The organism is Actinocrinis sp. (assembly GCF_035938995.1).
In the GTDB taxonomy this organism is placed as follows: Bacteria; Actinomycetota; Actinomycetes; order Streptomycetales; family Catenulisporaceae; genus DASZGI01.
In genome coordinates this window covers 1-18,174 of the sequence record NZ_DASZGI010000081.1, presented here as the reverse complement: position 1 = coordinate 18,174, position 18,174 = coordinate 1, and the positions used below count along the sequence as shown (strand labels likewise).

13 protein-coding genes are annotated in these 18,174 nt (G+C 70.8%); 3 read left to right on the top strand and 10 right to left on the bottom strand.

Annotated elements, in window-relative coordinates; translation table 11 throughout:
* Positions 1-73 precede the first annotated feature (73 nt).
* From VGZ32_RS05150 to VGZ32_RS05105, 10 genes are all read right to left on the bottom strand, one after another.
* Positions 74-1,543: an ammonium transporter gene (locus tag VGZ32_RS05150; RefSeq protein ID WP_326884652.1), complete on the bottom strand. Its 1,470-nt coding sequence runs from the start codon at positions 1,541-1,543 to the stop codon at positions 74-76.
* Between the two features lie 472 nt (positions 1,544-2,015).
* Positions 2,016-3,125, bottom strand: coding sequence for a trypsin-like serine peptidase (locus VGZ32_RS05145; RefSeq protein ID WP_326884651.1), 1,110 nt, complete (start codon positions 3,123-3,125; stop codon positions 2,016-2,018).
* A gap of 131 nt (positions 3,126-3,256) precedes the next feature.
* The gene (hpnH, locus tag VGZ32_RS05140; RefSeq protein ID WP_326884650.1) at positions 3,257-4,261 is read right to left on the bottom strand and encodes an adenosyl-hopene transferase HpnH; all 1,005 of its coding nucleotides are present in this window, start codon (positions 4,259-4,261) and stop codon (positions 3,257-3,259) included.
* 11 nt (positions 4,262-4,272) lie between these two features.
* Complete coding sequence (gene ispH / locus VGZ32_RS05135; protein WP_326884649.1) at positions 4,273-5,907, bottom strand: 4-hydroxy-3-methylbut-2-enyl diphosphate reductase; 1,635 nt, start codon at positions 5,905-5,907, stop codon at positions 4,273-4,275.
* Positions 5,904-7,871, bottom strand: coding sequence for a squalene--hopene cyclase (shc, locus tag VGZ32_RS05130; RefSeq protein WP_326884648.1), 1,968 nt, complete (start codon positions 7,869-7,871; stop codon positions 5,904-5,906). Before shc ends, ispH begins: the two co-directional genes overlap by 4 nt.
* A gap of 21 nt (positions 7,872-7,892) precedes the next feature.
* Positions 7,893-8,921: a polyprenyl synthetase family protein gene (locus tag VGZ32_RS05125; RefSeq protein ID WP_326884647.1), complete on the bottom strand. Its 1,029-nt coding sequence runs from the start codon at positions 8,919-8,921 to the stop codon at positions 7,893-7,895.
* Entirely contained in the window at positions 8,921-10,348 is a 1,428-nt protein-coding gene (gene hpnE / locus VGZ32_RS05120; protein WP_326884646.1) for a hydroxysqualene dehydroxylase HpnE, read from the bottom strand. The genes VGZ32_RS05125 and hpnE overlap by 1 nt, the downstream gene beginning before the upstream one ends.
* 11 nt (positions 10,349-10,359) lie before the next feature.
* A complete protein-coding gene (locus VGZ32_RS05115) occupies positions 10,360-11,265 on the bottom strand; it encodes a phytoene/squalene synthase family protein (RefSeq protein ID WP_326884645.1) in 906 nt (301 codons plus the stop codon).
* 91 nt (positions 11,266-11,356) lie between these two features.
* Positions 11,357-12,325, bottom strand: coding sequence for a squalene synthase HpnC (gene hpnC, locus VGZ32_RS05110; RefSeq protein ID WP_326884644.1), 969 nt, complete (start codon positions 12,323-12,325; stop codon positions 11,357-11,359).
* A gap of 5 nt (positions 12,326-12,330) precedes the next feature.
* Positions 12,331-13,824 (bottom strand): aspartate aminotransferase family protein, encoded by a 1,494-nt coding sequence (locus VGZ32_RS05105; RefSeq protein ID WP_326884643.1) that lies wholly within the window; start codon positions 13,822-13,824, stop codon positions 12,331-12,333.
* A gap of 294 nt (positions 13,825-14,118) precedes the next feature.
* On the opposite strand from VGZ32_RS05105, the gene VGZ32_RS05100 reads away from it, so the two are divergent.
* The 3 genes from VGZ32_RS05100 (at position 14,119) to VGZ32_RS05090 (ending at position 18,174) form a co-directional block, all read left to right on the top strand.
* The gene (locus tag VGZ32_RS05100) at positions 14,119-15,381 is read left to right on the top strand and encodes a S1C family serine protease (RefSeq protein ID WP_326884642.1); all 1,263 of its coding nucleotides are present in this window, start codon (positions 14,119-14,121) and stop codon (positions 15,379-15,381) included.
* Positions 15,382-15,592: 211 nt separating this feature from the next.
* Positions 15,593-16,747 (top strand): acyl-CoA dehydrogenase family protein, encoded by a 1,155-nt coding sequence (locus VGZ32_RS05095; RefSeq protein ID WP_326884641.1) that lies wholly within the window; start codon positions 15,593-15,595, stop codon positions 16,745-16,747.
* A gap of 263 nt (positions 16,748-17,010) precedes the next feature.
* Entirely contained in the window at positions 17,011-18,174 is a 1,164-nt protein-coding gene (locus VGZ32_RS05090; protein WP_326884640.1) for a DUF475 domain-containing protein, read from the top strand.

The following is an 18,174-nucleotide window of genomic DNA, read 5'->3' as shown; positions in this document are numbered from 1 at the left end:
TGTGGGCCGCATCGTCGAGGCCCGAGGTCCCGCCGCGCCGGTCCGGGGCGCGGCGGGACGTTTCGGCGGTTTCTCAGGATTCCCCGACCGAGGTCGGCGCGGTGGTGCTGTCGGCCTCGGCCTCCTCCCGCGCGATGGCGGCGGAGCGGGCGACTGCGGCCGTGTCGACCGCCGTGAGGGCCTGCGCTGGATAGACGTCTTCGTCGTGGACGGCCAGGTCGCCGGTCTCCAGTACCGAGTCCGGCAGTCGGAGTTTGACGAACAGCCCGACCACCTTGAAGATCAAGAAGGTGCACAGCGCCGTCCACACGATCACCGTTAACCCGGCGCCCGCCTGGACGATCAGCTGGTGCCAGGAGTGCGAGCCGTAGAACAGGCCCGCGACCGAGAACGAGGACGAGCCCTTGGCCTTGCCCGCGAAGTACTCGATCATGTTCGGGTCGGCGAACAGGCCCACCAGCAGACCGCCGCACAGGCCCGCGATGCCGTGGGTGTAGACCACGCCGAGGGCGTCGTCGACCTTCTTGAAGATCCACCGCTTGGACAGCTTGTACCAGGCGAGCCAGACGATGGCCGAGGTGATCACGCCGAGGCAGAGCGCGCCGAAGCCGTTGACGAAGCCGGCCGCGGGGGTGATCGTGACCAGTCCGACGATCATGCCGTTGATCGCGCCGAGCAGGGTCGGCTTCTTGGACGGGCTCAGCGTGTAGTCCATGATCAGCCACACCAGCAGCGCCGCGGCGGTGGCGAGGTTGGTGTTGACCACGGCCGCGGCCGCGTCGGGGCCGGCGAAGTACGGGTCGCCGCCGTTGAAGCCGTTCCAGCCGAGCCACAGGATGCCGGCGCCGGTGGCGCACATCAGCAGGTTGTTCGGCGCGCCGTGGTCGCGGTCCCGCTTCAGGCGCGGACCGAGGACCGCCGCCGCGACGAAGCCGGCGGTGCCGGCGGACAGGTGGATGACGTAACCGCCGGAATAGTCCACGGCGCCCATCCCGGACCAGAAGCCGCCGCCCCAGAGCATGAACGCGTCGACGGAGTACACGAGCGTCGACCACAGCGGCACGATGATCAGCCAGGCCTTGAAGCTCATCCGGCCGATCACGCTGCCGAGCCAGAGCAGCGGGGTGATGGCCGCGAAGACGAACTGGAAGTAGAACAGCGCCGACTGGGAGAAGTTGAACGGCGGCATCAGCCCGTCGAGCAGCGGGATGTTGGCCTGCGCCTCCTGCCCGGCGCCGAGCGCGGCGCCTGGTTTGCCGACGAAGCCGGAGCCGGACCCGGCCACCTTCACGCCGAAGGTGATCCAGGGCTGGCCGAAGCCCATGTTGAAGCCCCAGAGCGACCAGACGATCAGGACCAGCGAGAAGGCCGAGAACGCCATCAGCATGGTGTTCACGGCCCATTTCTTCTGGACCAGTCCGCCGTAGAGGACTGCCAGGCCGGGCAGGCTCATCAAGCCGACGAAGGTGGCCGCGGTCAGCTGCCAGGCAGCGTCGCCGGCCTGGTACCCGGTCGAGGGATATGGAATCAAATCGGTGTGCACAGCGTGCTCCGTCCAAAAGGGGTGAACAGAACCGGAAACGTCGCGCAGGGCGGGAACTCGGGGGGTGCGCAGGAGCGTTGTGCTGGTACGAAAGGTGAGCTTGGCGCGCACCGTGTCAGCCGCGGGTGTCACGGCAATTCCGTATCTGTTTCGCGCAGGCTACGAGATGCGCACAGCGCCGGGTGGGCGGCGTGGCGCGCGGGATGGCGCCGGCAATTCCGGAGAAAACGAATGAAATCCCACGGATCGGGAATTCCGGGAATGTCGGAAATCGGCACCGAATGCCGCGGCGGCCTGCTTCGAAGAGCCCCTGTGCCGGCGGATTGAACCGGAAGGATTCAGCATTCTGAATCGTGGGGGTGAGTCGCCGTGACGCAGTGTACCCGACCGTGTATACCCGACCGTGATCGCGGGTGAAGCGGTCGGCGTGCGCGGTGGCTGTGGCAGTGGGTGTGGCAGCGGCTGTGGCGGCTCAGCCCGCGGCTTCGGCCCGCGCGAAGAGCTGGGCGACCGTATCGCCGAAGGCGACCGAGTAGGAGACGTCCGGAGTGTCCCCGCCCTCCTCGTAGCCGCCGATCACCCCGACGACCGTGCCGAGGCCGGTGACGGGGTCGACGCCGGTCAGGAACGGGCCGCCGCTGGTGCCGCCCGGGAAGCCGGCGCAGTCGAACTCCAGCTGGGTCGCGCTGAACGCCTTGGTGAAGTTCGTGCAGGTGATCGGCTGCTCGGTGTCGTCCGGATAGCCGATCACCCGGGTCAGCGCGGTGGGGGAGGAGCCGGCGCCGAGCGCGTCGGCGCCGACCGCGTCCTGGATCCGCTCGTTCGAACCGCTCTGGTGCACGGTCAGGAACGCGACGTCGTAGTCGGGGTCGGCGTCGTTCATCCACTGCGGGTCGACGACGATGGTGCTCGGGGTCCAGACGCCGTACGGGTCCTCGCCGTCGTGGTAGCCGGGGACGAACGCGATGTCGGTGTAGTAGCTGCCGTCGGAGGCCGAGTAGACGCAGTGCGCCGCGGTCACCACGATGTCGCCGGCGGGGCTGGCGACGACGCTCCCGGAGCAGTAGTGCCCGTCCTGTTGGCCGCCGGTCAGCGAGAAGATCGCGCCGACCTGGGGCAGCCCGGTGAACGCCGTCCCGGCCAGCGGATCGGAGGCGGTCATCGCCGGGGGATCGGCGACCTGCGGCGGGTCGGCGTCCGCGCTCGCCGGGTCGCTCGCCGCGCCCTTGCCGTCCGTCGTCGGGCTCGGTGTCCGCGGGGGCTGCGCGCCCGCGACCGCATGCGCCGTGCCCGAACTGCCCGGACGCGGCACGGCCGGCTGCGCGGACGGCTCCGGCGATTCCAGGCGCTCCGACCAGTACGCCGCGGCTCGGCTGGCCTCCGGTTGCGCCACGGGCAGCACGCCGCGCGGGCCCTGGCTAGCTCCGGGGCGGGCGCGTCCAGACGAGGCCTGGGCGCCTTTGGCACCCGCGGTGAGCAGGCCGGTGGCCACCGCCAACAACAACCCGCTGCACACGACAGCGGCGGTGGAACGCCGCCGCCGCTGCCTGTGCTGATCGGTGTGTCCGCTGCTCGCCGCCATCAACCTCTCGCCATGCCGTCATCGGCCGCCGACATGCTGCGGCGGCGGCGCGGGCCGGACGCGGCCCCGCCCCTCGAGCCCAGCCGCGCGACTCGAAGGCTTTGATCCACAGCCTACAATCTGCCCGGAGCTCAGCCGTTTCGCAACGCTCTCAGCGATTGCTTGAGCGACGAGGTGGTGGCGAGCACCGCCGTGGGCTCGTAGCCGCAGTGCGCCATGCAGTTGTCGCAGCGCGGGTCCTTGCCTCGGCCGTACTTGTCCCAGTCGGTGGTCTCGACCAGCTCCTTGTAGGACTCCACGTACCCGTCGTTCATCAGGTAGCAGGGCCGCTGCCAGCCGAACAGCGAGTACGACGGGATGCCCCACGCGGTGCACTCGAAGTCCATCTTGCCCTCGAGGAAGTCGAGGAACAGCGGCGAGTGGTTCAGCCGCCAGCGCTTGCGGTTGCCGCCGTCGAAGGCCTTCTTGAACAGCTCGCGGGTCTGCGTGACGCCGAGGAAGTGGTCCTGGTCCGGCGCCTTCTCGTAGGCGTACGCCGGGGAGATCATCATCTGGTCGACCTTGACCTCGTCGTTGAGGAAGTCGAGCACGTCGATGACGTTCTGCGGGGTGTCGGTATTGAAGAAGGTGGAGTTCGTGTTGACCTTGAACCCCTTCTCCTTCGCCAGCTTGATCGCGTCGATCGCGCCCTTGAAGCCGCCCGGCTTGTCCACCGCCTCGTCGTGCCGCTTCTCCAGGCCGTCGATGTGCACAACCCAGCTGAAGTAGGGCGACGGGGTGAACTTGTGGATGTGCTTGGGCAGCAGCAGCGCGTTGGTGCACAGGTACACGTACTTCTTGCGCGCGACCAACTGGCGCACGATCTCGTCGATCTGCGGGTGCATCAGCGGTTCGCCGCCCGCGATCGAGACCATCGGCGCGCCGCACTCCTCGATCGCGCCCACGGCCTGCTCGACGGGCATCCGCTGTTTGAGGATCGAGGCCGGATGCTGGATCTTGCCGCATCCGGGGCAGGCGAGATTGCAGGCGAACAACGGCTCCAGCTCGACGATGAGCGGGAACTTCTTCACGCCTTTGATCCGCTGCTTGAACAGGTAGGCGCCGATCCGAGCGGATTGCCGGACTGGGATAGCCAAGGTCGCCTCCTTTAGGCGGTGGGTGCGGTGCTTGTGCCGGCTGCCTGGCGCCGCTCGGTGAGCAGCGTCGGCATGGGCGGCAGCGTGAACTGAAGGTTCTCCTCGACGCCCGTGGGCTCCTCGCGCAGCACCGGGCCGAACCCGGTCAGCGCGTCGGCCACGGCGTCGACGAGCAGCGGCGGCGCGGACGCCCCGGCGGTCAGGCCCACCGACGCGGCTCCGATGAGCCACGCCGGGTCGATCTCGTCCGGGCCGTCGATCAGGTACGCCGCCGCCCCGGCCCGCTGCGCTACCTCGACCAGCCGCAGCGAGTTCGACGAATTGCGCGAGCCGACGACCAGCACCACGTCCACCTCGGCGGCGATGTCGCGGATCGCCCGCTGGCGGTTGGTGGTGGCGTAGCAGATGTCGGAAGACGGGGGCTCGATGATGTTCGGGAACGTGGTGCGCAGCGCCGCGACGATGTCCGCCGCGTCGTCTTCGGCCAGCGTCGTCTGGGTCAGGTAGGCCAGCCGGTTCGGGTCCTCGACCTCGAGCTCCTTGGCCTGCCGCGGGGTCTCGACCAGGCGGATGCGCGGGTTCGCCGGATCCGGGTCCTCGCCCAGCAGCCCCTCGGACTCGTCGTGGTTTGGGTGCCCGATGAACACGACGGTGTTGCCGTCGCGCAGCGCCCGCCGCGCCTCGGTGTGCACCTTGGCCACCAGCGGGCAGGTCGCGTCGACCACCGTCAGGCCGCGGTGCGCGGCGTCCTCGCGGACCGCCGGGGCCACGCCGTGCGCGGACAGCACCACCGGAGCGTCGTCCGGGACCTCGTCGAGCTCCTCGACGAAGATCGCGCCGCGCCGCTCGAGGTCCGCGACCACGTAGGCGTTGTGCACGATCTGCCGCCGCACGTACACCGGCGGTCCGTAGCGCTCCAGCGCCTCCTCGACGATCTCGATGGCTCGCTCGACGCCCGCGCAGAATGAGCGCGGCGACGCTAAGACGACCCGGCGGTGGCTCTGCACCGCCGCACCCCAGCGTTCGAGCGCGGGGACGAGCTTGGTCAGGGTGCGCAGCGCTTCGCGGCCGCGCGGCACCGTGGACGGGCTGTACAGACCGGTGCGCTCGTCGTCGACGATCACCCGCACGACCGCGAACGGCTGGTCGGCGAGCGTGCCGAGCCACGAGGACTCCTGGTCCACCGCCAGCACGCCCTCGGCGGCCAGCGCCCGGCGGCGCGAGCCCAGGGCCAGCTTGTCCGTGGTCGAGATCGGCCCCAGGTGCACCTGCACGCCGGGGCCGAGGTCCAGCGCGCGCAGCGCCGCGGCCAGCAGCGGGGCGGCCGGGCTGCGCACGATCGCGCCCTCGGGCCCGCGCACCTCGGTGGCCACGACGATGTCGCCGGCGCGCACCTGCGACCCGGCCCCGCCGCCGACCCCGGCGACGATGAGCGAGTTGTTGTCGCGCGGCAGCACCCGCATGGCGTGGCGGGCGCGCACTCCGACGCGCACCACCTTGGTACCCCCGGCGCCGGTCAGGCCGCGCTCCAGGGCGCGCGCCTCGATCGCCAGCGCCGCGGCGATCACCAGGCCGGGGGGCGGGTTCGGGGTGCCCTCACCGGTGTGGGGGTCACTGCGGCGCGGGTCACTGCTCGGTCCGTTCACGTGGCCTCCACGAGACGGTCGGCCAGGTAGCGGCCGAGCGCGGTCAGCGGGAAGACGAGCCGGTAGAGGTGGTAGTTGATGTAGAAGTCGCCCGGGAAGCCGGTGCCGGTGAACAGCTCCTCGTCCCAGGTGCCGTCCGCCCGCTGGGTTGCGGCCAGGTACGCCGCCCCCCGGTCGGCGGCGGCCCGTACCGCCTCGGCGCGCGGGTGCGCGCCCTCCTCCTGCGCGGCCAGCAGGGCGAGCATCGCCCACGCCGTCTGCGACGCCGTCGACTCGCCGCGCCCGATCCAGCTCTTGTCCTTGTACGAGCGCAGGTCCTCGCCCCAGCCGCCGTCCGGGTTCTGATGCTCGATCAGCCAGGCGGCGGCGCGCCGGATCGCCGGGTGGTCGCGGGCCACGCCTGCCTCGACCAGGGCGGGGACCGCGGCGCCGGTGCCGTAGACGTGGTTGGCGCCCCAGCGGCCGTACCAGGACCCGTCCTTCTCCTGGTGGTCCAGCAGCCAGCGGATCCCGCGCAGCGACTCGGGGCAGTGCGCCTTGCCCTCCAGCGCGAACGCCTCCACGATGTGCGCGGTGACGTCGGCCGACGGCGGGTCGATGACCGCGCCGAAGTCGCAGAAGGGCAGCTTGGTGATCAGCTCGCGGGTGTTGTCTGCGTCGAACGCGCCCCACCCTCCGTCCTTGCTCTGCATCCCGGCCATCCACACGGTGCCGCGGTCGATCGCGCCGCTCAGCCGCTGGTATCTGTCCTCGTCCGCGTCGCGGGCGGCCCGGCGCAGCGCGATGACGACCTCGGCGGTGTCGTCGGTGTCCGGGTAGCCGTCGTTGGCGAACTCGAACGCCCAGCCGCCCGGCTTGAGGCCCGGCCGGCGCACCGACCAGTCCCCGGGCACCGTGATCTCCTCGTCCAGCAGCCAGTCCGCGGCGCGCACGATCGCCGGATGGTCGCCCGGCACGCCCGCGTCGGTGAGCGCCACCACGGCCAGCGCGGTGTCCCACACCGGGGACTGGCAGGCCTCGAGGCGGCGCACCGGGCCGTCCGGGGATTCCTCCCGCACCATGAATCCCTCAAGGCCTTCGATGGCGGTGCGGATCACCGGATGATCGAGCTGATAGCCCATCAGATGCAGCGCCATGATGGAGTACACCCAGGGTGGCTGGATGCCTCCCCAGCCGCCGTCAGCCTCCTGTCGCGCGACGATCCATTCGACCGCGCGGCGCAGCGCCGCCTTGCGCCCCGGCTTCCGGTGCAGCTTGTCGTATACGTGCAGAGCCCGGTCGGCGCGCTGGAAGAGCCCGGCCCAGCTGGCGAGCGGCGCCGTGGCGGGGTCGGGTGCTCCGGTGCGCAACTCGTCGATGCCGATCGGTATCGGCCGGACCGGCTTGAAGTGCGCGACGACGGTCAGCGGGACCACCGTCTGGCGTGCCCAGCAGCCCCAGTCGTAGATGTTCAGCGGCACCTGCGGGGGCAGGAAGACCAGTTCCGGCGGCATGACCGGCAGCCGCTCCCAGTCCCAGAGCCCGAACAGGGCCAGCCAGATCCGGGTGAACACGCGGGTCGCCTCGACTCCGCCGTTCGCCTGAATCCAGTCCCGCGCGACCTTCATGTGCGGCGCGTCCGGCGCGTCGCCCGCCAGCTTCAGCGCGACGTACGCCTCGACCGTCGTGGACAGCTCAGGCGGGCCGCCGTGGAACGTGGCCCAAGTGCCGTCCTCGCGCTGCTGCGAGCGGATCCACCGGGCCGCCGCGTCGCTGTCGGCGACGGTGCGGATCCCGAGGAATTCGCGCAGCAACAGGTCTTCGGCGTCCATCGTGACGTTGGTCGCCAGTTCCCCCTTCCACCACCCAGTGGTGTCCTGCAGGGCGAGCAGGTGATCCCGTGCGCCCTCGGTGGCTTTGCGCACGGCAGCGAGCGGTCCGGGCTGCGCGCCCTGGGCCTGCTGCCGTTCCGCGATTGCCGTCATCGGTCCTCCTCGTGCGGCCCCCTACCACTCCCGGAACAGAAGAAACCTGGTCACCTCCGTGAGGTCGGCGAAGGCCTCGGCGCCGGGCGCCAAGCGGTCGATGCTGGCCAGAGCCTCGGCGGTGTGCCGGTCGGCCTGCTCGAGGGTCCAGGCGCGGCCGCCGGACTCCTCGACGAGTTTGGCGGCGAGCGCCACGTCCTCCTCGGACAACTCGCCGGGCGCGGCCATCAACGCGGCGAGTCGTTCCCCCTCACGGGTGCCTGAGGTCAACGCGGCGACGACGGGAGCGGAGCGCTTGCGTGCGCGCAGATCTGCCGCGACCGGCTTGCCAGTGCGCTTGGGGTCGCCCCAGATGCCGAGCATGTCGTCGACGAGCTGGAACGCCATGCCCAGGTGGTGGCCGTATCGGGCGAGCAGGGCGGATTTCGCGGGATCGGCTCCGTAGGCGATCGCGCCGAGCGAGGCCGAGGCTTCGATCAGCGACGCGGTCTTGCCCTGTTCCATCGTCAGGCACTGCTCGAGCGTCGCCTCGCCGCCCTCGGCCAGCGCGAGGTCGTCGGACTGACCGGCGATCAGGTGCTGCACCATGCGGCCGAGCGCGTCGAGCGCGGCGGCCGGTGCGGCGCAGCCGTTGTTCTCTCCGTCGCCCACCGCGCGGTGGGCCAGGATCTCGAAGGCGAGGGTGTGCAGCGCGCAGCCGGCCAGCAGCGCCTGGCTGACGCCGTACACGGTCCACGCGGTCGGACGGTGCCGGCGGGTGCGGTCCTCGTCCATGATGTCGTCGTGGAGCAGGGAGAAGTTGTGGATCAGCTCCACCGCGCAGGCGGCGTCGATCACCGCGGGCTCGTCACCTGCGGCGCCGACGGCCCGCGCGCCGAGCACCGCGAGCGCCGGGCGCACCGCCTTGCCGGAGCCCGCGCCGTCGTCCCAGCCGAAGTGGTAGCGGGCGATCTCGCGCATCACCGGGTGCAGGCCGTCGACGTGGCGCTCCAGCGCCGGGTCGACGAGCTTCTTAAGCGAGGAGAGAACAGCCGGGGCCGATCCTTGCATCAGTATTCTCCCGTCGTGGTCCGCCCTTGATGTCCGCCTGCTGCCGCGCCCTCGCGAACCACCAGTGTGGCAGCGTTGATCGCGGAGCGCACCGCACTTTCCATCGTGTCCGGCCACCCCGTGTCGGTCCACGCACCGGCCAGGTAGACCCCTGGCACGGCCGTGCCGGGGCCCGGGCGCAGCGCCGCCGAGCCGCGCGCCTGCCGGAAGGTGGCGTGCTGCTCGCGGGTGACGAAGGCCTCTTCGACCCGGGCGCCGCGGGCCTGCGGCAGCAGGGTGGCGAGTTCGGCCTCGAACAGGGCCGTCAGCTCCTTGGCGGGTGTCCCGGCGAGTTTGTCGGCGGCCGAGACGGTGATCGCCAGGTAGCTGCCGGGGGGTCCGTCCAGGCCGCTGGCGGCGGTCCGGTCGAAGATCCACTGGGCGGGGGTGTCCACCGCGGCGAGGAACGGCCCGTCCAGCACCGGGTCGAGCACGGTGCGGTCGTAGCGCAGGTGGATGTTGAGGATGGGGCTGTGGCCCAGATGCGCGAAGTCGGTGGGGTGCGGCTGCGGCAGGAGCGTGGCGGCGACGTCGTGCGGGACGGCGAGCACGACGGCGTCCGCGGCCAGTTCGGTGCGCTCGCCCGCCCGGTCGGTGACGGTCACCCGGGTCCCGTCCAGCTGCTCGACCTTCGTGGAGTCCAGGACCGTGACGCCGTTCTTGCCGAGAGCCGCCCGCCCCATCTCGTCGTGGATCTTGCCGAGCGGGACCAGGGCGTAGCCAAGGTCGGCGCCGTCCGTGGTCTCGAGCAACCCGGTGCGGAAGACCTTGGCGGCCAAGGCGAGTGACGCCTCGTCGGGTTCGATGTTGAGCGTCGCGGTGGAGATCACCGACCAGAGCCGGTCCACCGCGGCCTTCGACTGGCCGTGCTTGCGCAGGAAGGGGCCGAAGCCTTGGGCGTCGGCGTGCGGAGAGGCCGGGTCGGTGCGCCTTAGGGCGAGCGCCGCGCCGCCGAGCCGGGCCCGGTCGCGCAGCGGCAGCAGCCCGTAGCCGCCGAGCGCGGCGGCCAGGTGCAGGGGAGCGGGCAGCCGGTTGCGGCGCAGCCGGGCCTCGCTGCCGTCGGCGGCCGAGCGCAGGGGGATGTCGAGGCGGTCCTGAAGGAACGTCATACCGGTGTCCGGCCCGGCGCCGAGCCGGTCGAGGAATCCGCGGTACGCCGTGCAGCAGCGCAGGAAGACGTGCTGGCCGTTGTCGACGGTCAGTTCGCCGCGCTGGTAGGAGGTGGCCCGGCCGCCGAGCCGGGGCCGCGCCTCGACCAGCGTGACCTTCCAGCCGCGCTCGGCCAGGATGAGGGCGGTCGCGATGCCGGCGACCCCGCCGCCCACGACGACCGCTTCTCCTCCGGCGCCCGTCATCGGCGTCTCCATCTGTGTCTGCGGTGTGCTCATCTGATGTGCCTTCACCCGCGGGACGCCGGGAGGAGGAGCGCGCCGAGCGCGACGGACAGTTTCTGCGGCGTCGGCACGGAGACCCGGCTGGTGAGGACGGCCTCCGGCTGGGCCGCGATCCGCCGCAGCAGCGCGTGGTAGATCCCCGACAGCGCTCCGCAACACGCGCGCGACCTGCGGTCGAGGTAGGGCAGGAGCCGCAGCCCCTGCGCGTAGAGCCGCTCCGCGCGCTCGGCCTCGAACTTGATCAGCGCGACGAGGCGGCCCTCCTGCGGATCTACGTCGCCCTGTGGGTTGAGCTTGAGGATCACCCCGTGGGCGTCCAAATCCTCCTGAGGGAGGTAGATCCGTCCGTTCGACAGATCCTCGCGGATGTCGCGCAGGATGTTGGTCAGCTGCAGGGCCAGGCCGAGTTGGTCGGCCAGCACGCCGAGGGCCGCGGGTTCGTCGCGCAACGCGGGCGGGTCGAACACGCCGAGCGAGAGGCGCCCGATCGAGCCGGCCACGTTGCGGCAGTAGACGGCCACGTCGTCCCAGGTGTGGTAGACGGTGCCGCGCTGGTCCATCTCGCAGCCGTCGACCAGTTCGCCGAACGCGGACAGGTCCAGCGGGTAGCGCTTCGCGGCGTCGGCGAGGGCGACGAGCACCGGGTCGCCGGGGTATTCGCCGGGCGATTCGGCCTGCTTGCGCACCAGGCCGAGCGCCGTGGCCTTCTCGCCGGCGGCCAGGTCGCCGTCGCCGATGTCGTCGACCCGCCGGGCGAACGCGTAGACAGCGGACAGGGCCTGGCGTTTGGGACGCGGCAGCAGGCGGATGCCATAGGAGAAGTTGCGCGCCTCGGCGCCGACGATGCGCTCGCATTCCGCGTACGCCTCCTCGACCGAGGTGGAGTTCTGGTTCCCCGTCAGATCGCTCACGGCTGGCTCGTTTTCATTGCGGGAGATACTTGCTCGCTCTGTGCTGAAACGCTGTCTACATCAGGGCTGTTCACATCAATGCGCCGGTTGTTCATCGCGGCCGGCCGATCAACACGCCGAAGGCGGCGCGCACGGTCGCTGCCTTGGTGGGGGTCGGGGTGTGGGCGAGCACGTCGAAGTCGGCCCGGCGCAGCGCGGCCAGCGCGGCCCGGCCGCCGGCCACGTAGCCGGTGACCGCGGGCCGGGCCCAGCCGCGCAGCCGTCGTACCAGCGGTACGCCCCGGCCGAGCAGCACCGCGGCCCGGCCGGCTTCCCAGCGCAGCAGGGCCTTGAGGTCCTCGTCGGCGTGCGGCGCGGTCAGCTCGTCCTCGGCGACGCCGAACGAGGCCAGGTCCTCCTGCGGCATATATATACGGTCGGCGCGGCGGTAGTCCTCGGCCACGTCCTGGATGTGCTCGATGATCTGCAGGCCGGTGCACACGGCGTCCGAGTCGGCGACGTTCTGCTCCGTCGCCTGTCCGGCCAGGTACAGCACCACTTGGCCGACCGGGTTCGCGGACAGCTTGCAGTAGTCCACCAGCTCGCCGAACGTGGCGTAGCGCGGCTTGTGCTGGTCCATCAGGTTTGCGGCGACCAGGTCGGTGAAGGGTTGGGTCGGCACCCGTCCGCCCTCGGTCAGCCGTGCCAGCCCGCGTACCGGCGCGAGCTGAAGAGCAGCGCCGGAGGCGAGCCGGGCGATGTCCTCGTCGACGGCGGTCAGCGCGGCGACTCGGTCGCCCTGGTATTCGTCGCCGAGGTCGTCCACGTAACGCGCGAAGCAGTAGAAGGCGCCCAAGTCCTCGCGCGGCCCGCGCGGCAGGAACCGGAGCGCCACCGGGAAGTTCTCCGCCTGGGCCTGGGCCGCGATCGCCGCCAGCGCTGTGTCTGACACCGTCTCAGCCATGTCCGACGCGGCGTCGGGCGGGGCGCCGTGCTTCATGGTCTCCGCTTGAATGGCGGTGTTTTGAATGACGGTGTCCGAGGCGGGTGCGGCGTCAGAACCGGCGTCGTCCGTCGGCACGCTGTTCACCCTCGGCGCATCGCTTGCTTGACCAGGGTCCGGCCGAAGTCCCACATGAGCCCGGTGCCGCGGTGCGCGTCGGCCATCACGTCGTCGAAGGCCTCGATGAACCGGTCGACCTCGGCCTCGGTGATGGTGAGCGGCGGCAGGAGCTTGATCACGTCGATGTGGTCGCCGGAGACCTGGGTCAGGATCCGGTGCCGCTGGAACAGCGGGACCACGACCATCTGGGCGAACAGGCCCTGCCTGGCCGCCTGGAGGGTGCTCCACCCGGCCTTGAGCTTGAGCGAGGACGGCTTGCCGAACTCGAACCCGATCATCAGACCGCGGCCGCGCACCTCGCGCAGCATCTCGTAGCGTCCGATCCGCTCGGCCAGCTTCGCCTGGAGCAGGCCGCCGATCCGCGCCGAGTTCTCCACGAGCTTCTCGTCCTCGAGCACCGTGAGCGCGGCCAGCCCGGCGGCCATCGCCGGCGCGTTCGAGCCGAACGTCGAGTCGTGCACCAGCACGCGGTCCATCGAGGAGTAGACCTTCTCGAAGATCCACCCCTTGGCCATCGTCGCGCCTACCGGGACGAAGCCGCCGGACAGCGCTTTGGCCACGGTCACGATGTCCGGTTCCACGCCCTCGTGTTCGTAGGCGAAGAACTTGCCCGTCCGGCCGAGCCCCGTCTGCACCTCATCGCAGATCAGCAGCGCGCCGTGGGCCCGCAGCCGTTCCTGCGCCGCCTTGAGGAACCCGGGCGGCGGAACGTACACGCCCTTACCCTGGATCGGCTCGATCAGCAGCGCCGCGACGCCGCCGCGGGCCAGCTCCCGCTCCAGCGCCTCGAGGTCGCCGAACGGGATCATCGTGTCCGGCAGCAGCGGGTCGAAGCCGCGCCGGAACTCGTCCTCGCCGTTGACCGACAGGGAGCCGGTGGTCAGGCCGTGGAAGGCGTGGTCGCAGTAGAGGATCCGGCCGCGGCCGGTGGCGTACCGGGCGAACTTGAGCGCCGCCTCCACCGCCTCGGTGCCGCTGTTGCCGAAGTACACCCGGCCCAGATGCGGCGCGCGGGCCAGCAGCTTCTCCGCCAGGAGCCCGGCCAGCAGCGGCGAGTCGAACTGGACCAGGTCAGCTAGCTGCGCGTCGAGCACCTGATGCAGGGCGGCGCGCACGGTCGGATGGTTGCGTCCGAGCCCGAACACGCCGAAGCCGGAGAGGAAGTCGAGGTATTCGTTGCCTTGGTCGTCGTACATGTAGGCGCCCTCGGCGCGCACGTACGTCCGGTCGAAGCCGATCGTGTGCAGCATCCGCGGCAGCTGCGGATTGAGCATCTGCGCCTGTAGCTGGTGAGCCTCGCCGGTGCGCTCCTTGATCAGCGCGGCCAGGTCGAAGCCCGGCTGCGGCAGCGACGCGGGGGAGCCGCCGGGCGATCCGGCGTCGTCGGCGACCGTGGCCCGTTCCGGCTCGACGGTGCCGCCGCTCCCCACTGCCCCGCTTTCGATCGCACTGCCCATCGACGACCTACCGCCCTTCCGTCCGTCGGCACCTGCCGTGGCCGTACCCGTCGGTGATCTTGCCGACACCGCCCCGTCCCGTGGGCGGCGCGCGGCGTGGCCGAGCGGCGTCGGACACACGCGGGCGCTTGCGGATCACCGCCCTCGTGATATTACGGGTCGGTCCGCCGCCAACGGTTGCGCGAGCGGTCTCCCGCGCCGAACGGTCGATTCTGTGCGTTCTCGGGGCCCATTCTTCAGATGGTCTGAACGTGGTCTCAGACGGCGTTCAAGAAGCCGGGGGACAGTCGATGCATGACTGAGACGCAGACTCCCCAGCCCGGCACCGACCCCTCCAGCGGTCCGCAGTGGACTTCTCCGGCGCAGCACGAGCCCGGCTCGATCCGGGCGCGCGAAGGAGAGTACGCATGGCGCGGACCCGGCCCCCAACACGCCGCCCCCCAACCTGTCACACCGCCCTCCGGCCAGGCCCCGGCCTGGGGTTCGGCTCCCTACGGTGCGCAGGCGCCCGCCGCGGCGCCGCCCACGGCTGCCCCTGATGCTCCGACCCCCGGCGGACCGATACCCGGTGGTGGCTGGCCCGGCGGCCCCACTGGCGCAGAAGGCACTGTATTCATGGAGGGCACGGTTCCCCCGGGCGGTCCGGGTGCTCCGAACGGGTGGCCTGGCCCGCCCGCCCCCGCCCCGCGCCGCCGCGCCAGGTTCGGCTTGGGCGTCGTCTCCGCGTTCGTCATCGCGGCGGCCGCGATCGGCGGTGTCGCCGGCTCCTATTTCGGCGGGCACAACGGCACCACCAGCGCCGCCACGGTCTCCACGATCACCGGCTCGAACAGCTCGAAGACCTCGACGACGATCGGGGCCGTGGCCAATGCCGTGCTGCCGAGCGTCGTGCAGGTCAACGAGTCCACCCAGAGCGTGTCCGGCACCGGCTCCGGCATGGTCATCTCGTCGAACGGCCTGATCGTCACCAACAACCACGTCATCGCCGACTTCGTCGCCGACGGCGGCCAGCTCACCGTGACCACCTATGACGGCAAGACCTACAACGCCACCGTGGTCGGCTACATAGCCGCCGACGACGTCGCGGTCATCCAGGCCCAGGGCGTCACCGGCTGGACCCCGGTGACCTTCGCCGACTCCACCCAGGTGCAGGTCGGCGACGAGACCATCGCCATCGGCTCACCCGACCAGCTGCAGAACACCGTCACCAGCGGCATCGTCTCCGCGCTCAACCGCAAGGTGTCGATCACCGAGTCGACCAACGGCGGCGGCGGCTTCCCCGGCTTCGGCTGGCAGGGCCTCGGCTCGAGCACCACCGTCACCTACTCCGCCATCCAGACCGACGCCTCGATCAACCCCGGCAACTCCGGCGGCCCGCTGCTCAACACCTCCGGCCACGTGATCGGGATGAACTCGGCGATCTACTCCTCGTCCTCCGGCAACTCCTCCAACGCCGGGTCCGTCGGCCTCGGCTTCGCCATCCCGTCCAACACCGTCACCGCCGACATCAAGAAGATCGAGGCCGGCGGCGGGGACAGCTCCACCACGGCCTCCTGACGGGCGCGCGCGCCGTGCCTAAGGCATCGCGCGCATATAACTAAGGGCGCGCCATGCGCTTCGTTGGGATCGTCGCACGTGAGCGATACAGTGACCGGCGTGTCGGTAAACCTTCCGACACGCCGGTGGCGTATTCCGGTGTCGGCTCACGAGGCCGGATCCGGGCCGTCGCCGACCTCCATTCCCCGTGCATCCCCTGGAGGCCGAGCCCATGGACGCCGCGCGCCGCGCGCTGCTGCCTACTGAGGAGTCTCAAGAACTCCTCGTCCTGACCGCCGAGCTCGCCGAGAAGGAGCTCGCCCCCCGAGTGTCGGAATACGAGGCCGCCGGGCATTTCCCCCGCGAGGTGTTCCGCACCCTCGGACACGCCGGGCTGCTCGGCCTTCCCTATCCGGAACAGTACGGTGGCGGCGGCCAACCGTACGAGGTCTACCTTCAGGTCGTCGAGGAGCTGGCCCGGCACTGGCTGGCGGTCGGCGTCGGCGTCTCCGTGCACACGCTGTCCTGCCACGCGCTGGCCCACTACGGCGACCAGGACCAGAAGGACCGGTGGCTGCCCGAGATGATCGGCGGCGACCTGCTCGGCGCGTACTGCCTGTCCGAGGCCGCACACGGATCGGACGCCGCGAACCTGACCACTCGCGCCGTCGCCGGCCCCGACGGCATCTACTCGCTGGAGGGCACGAAGGCCTGGATCACCCACGGCGGCGAAGCAGACTTCTACACTGTCATCGCCCGCACCGGCGGCCCTGGTGCCAAGGGCATCACCGCGTTCCTCGCCGACGCCGCCACTCCCGGTCTGAGCGCCGCCCCGCCCGAGCGCAAGATGGGCCTGCGCGCCTCGACGACCGCGCAGGTCCACTTCGACGGGGCGCTCATCCCGGCCGAGCGGCGCATCGGCGCCGAGGGCGAGGGCTTCGCCATCGCGATGGACGCGCTCGACTCCGGCCGCCTCGGAATCGCCGCCTGCGCGGTCGGCCTGACCCGGGCCGCTCTCGAGGCCGCCACCGCCTACGCCCGCGACCGGATCCAGTTCGGAAAGCCGATCATCGAGCACGATGGCGTCGGGTTCCTGCTGGCCGACATGGCGACCCGGGTCGAAGTCGGCCGCGCCGCCTACCTCGTCGCCGCCCGCCTGCGCGACGAGGGCGTCCCCTTCAGGAAGCAGGCCGCGGCAGCCAAGCTCTACTGCTCGGACGCCGCGATGCAGTCGACGATCGACGCCGTCCAAGTGCTGGGCGGCTACGGCTACACCACCGACTTCCCGGTCGAGCGCTACATGCGCGAGGCCAAGATGCTCCAGATCGTCGAGGGCACCAACCAGATCCAACGCCGCGTCATCGCCCGCGCCCTCACGCGGGACTGACGCGCCGTCGGGTGTAGCCTCGCGAGGTTTCTCAAGCCTCATCGCCCTCGTGCGTCACCCGGCGCACGAGGGTCACTCGAGTGGCCTTTGAGCCGCAATCCATCCGAAAGTGGCCAAGTTCATGGACCAGCGGCCAATATTCTTCGGTACGGTGGTCATGGATGTCCGGCCCGGCCGGACGATGTCCTGACGAAAGCAGGCCTTGCGACACTGCGGGTGGTGACGTCTAGCGCGGCAGAGCGCTGATCGAGAGGCGGAGCGGTATGCCGAAGCTGCGATCCGGCCGGACGGGAAGCGGCAATCTCAGGCTGTTCGGGGTCGCGCACACCGTGGCGATCACCTGTCTCCTCCTCGCGTTCCTGGTCGGTGGCCCCCAAGGCTTGGTCATCGCGGCTCTGCTGGGCGTGCTGGAAGTCGCGGTCTCCTTCGACAACGCGATCGTCAACGCGACCGTCCTGGCCCGGATGGCGCCGTTCTGGCAGCGGATCTTCTACACGGTCGGCATCCTGGTCGCGGCCATCGGCATGCGCCTGCTGGTCCCGCTCGCGATCGTGTGCGTCGGCGCGCGGCTCGGCCCGCTCTCCGCGCTGCGCCTCGCCTACCAGGACCCGAACCGCTACCACCAGCTGCTGATCTCCGCGCAGCCGGCCATCGCGGCCTTCGGCGGCGCGTTCCTGATGATGATCTTCCTCGGTTTCGTGTTCGAAGAGCGCGACGAGATGTGGATCGGCTGGATCGAGAAGCCGCTGCGGCGGCTGGGGAAGCTGCCGCGGATCGGCGAGATGTGCGTGCTCGGCTTCGCGATCGCGGCCGCGGCCACCGTTCCGTCCGCCGTCGCGTTCAAGGTGACCGTCGGCGCGGTCGCCGGTCTGCTGTGCTACATGACGGTCGACAGCGTCGGCCAGATGATCGCGCGCGAAGCGGACGCCGACGGCGCCTCCCGGCCCCGGATGACGGTGGCCGGGCGAGCGGCCTTCTTCCTGTTCTGCTACCTGGAACTGCTCGACGCGACCTTCTCCTTCGACTCGGTGATGGGCGCCTTCTCGGTGACCCTCAACCTGTCGCTGATCACGATCGGGCTGGCGATCGGGGCGGCCTACATCCGGGCGCTCACGGTTTACGTCGTGCGCCGGGGCACCCTGGAGGAGTACCGCTACCTGGAACACGGTGCGTACTACGCGATAGGCATGCTCGCGGTGCTCCTCATGGTCCAGGTCTGGCGGGACGTGCCGGACGTGCTCACGGCCAGCGCCGGAGGCTTGCTGATCGTCGCGGCAGTGGCGTCATCCCTCAGATCGCGCAGGCGCCAGGAGCGCGCCCAGCTCGAGGCCGACGCCCGGCGCCCGGTCGCCGACGTGCACAACGTCGCCGACGGCATCGCCCTCGTGGCCAGGGGCAAGAACCAGCACGACCACCCCGCGGCCTGA

Coding starts and splice junctions, on each gene's coding strand:
- VGZ32_RS05145 (WP_326884651.1), bottom strand. CDS start 3,125: ATGGCGGCGAGCAGCGGACACACCGATCAGCACAGGCAGCGGCGGCGG.
- shc (WP_326884648.1), bottom strand. CDS start 7,871: ATGACGGCAATCGCGGAACGGCAGCAGGCCCAGGGCGCGCAGCCCGGA.
- VGZ32_RS05125 (WP_326884647.1), bottom strand. CDS start 8,921: ATGCAAGGATCGGCCCCGGCTGTTCTCTCCTCGCTTAAGAAGCTCGTC.
- hpnE (WP_326884646.1), bottom strand. CDS start 10,348: ATGAGCACACCGCAGACACAGATGGAGACGCCGATGACGGGCGCCGGA.
- VGZ32_RS05105 (WP_326884643.1), bottom strand. CDS start 13,824: ATGGGCAGTGCGATCGAAAGCGGGGCAGTGGGGAGCGGCGGCACCGTC.
- VGZ32_RS05100 (WP_326884642.1), top strand. CDS start 14,119: ATGACTGAGACGCAGACTCCCCAGCCCGGCACCGACCCCTCCAGCGGT.
- VGZ32_RS05095 (WP_326884641.1), top strand. CDS start 15,593: ATGGACGCCGCGCGCCGCGCGCTGCTGCCTACTGAGGAGTCTCAAGAA.
- VGZ32_RS05090 (WP_326884640.1), top strand. CDS start 17,011: ATGCCGAAGCTGCGATCCGGCCGGACGGGAAGCGGCAATCTCAGGCTG.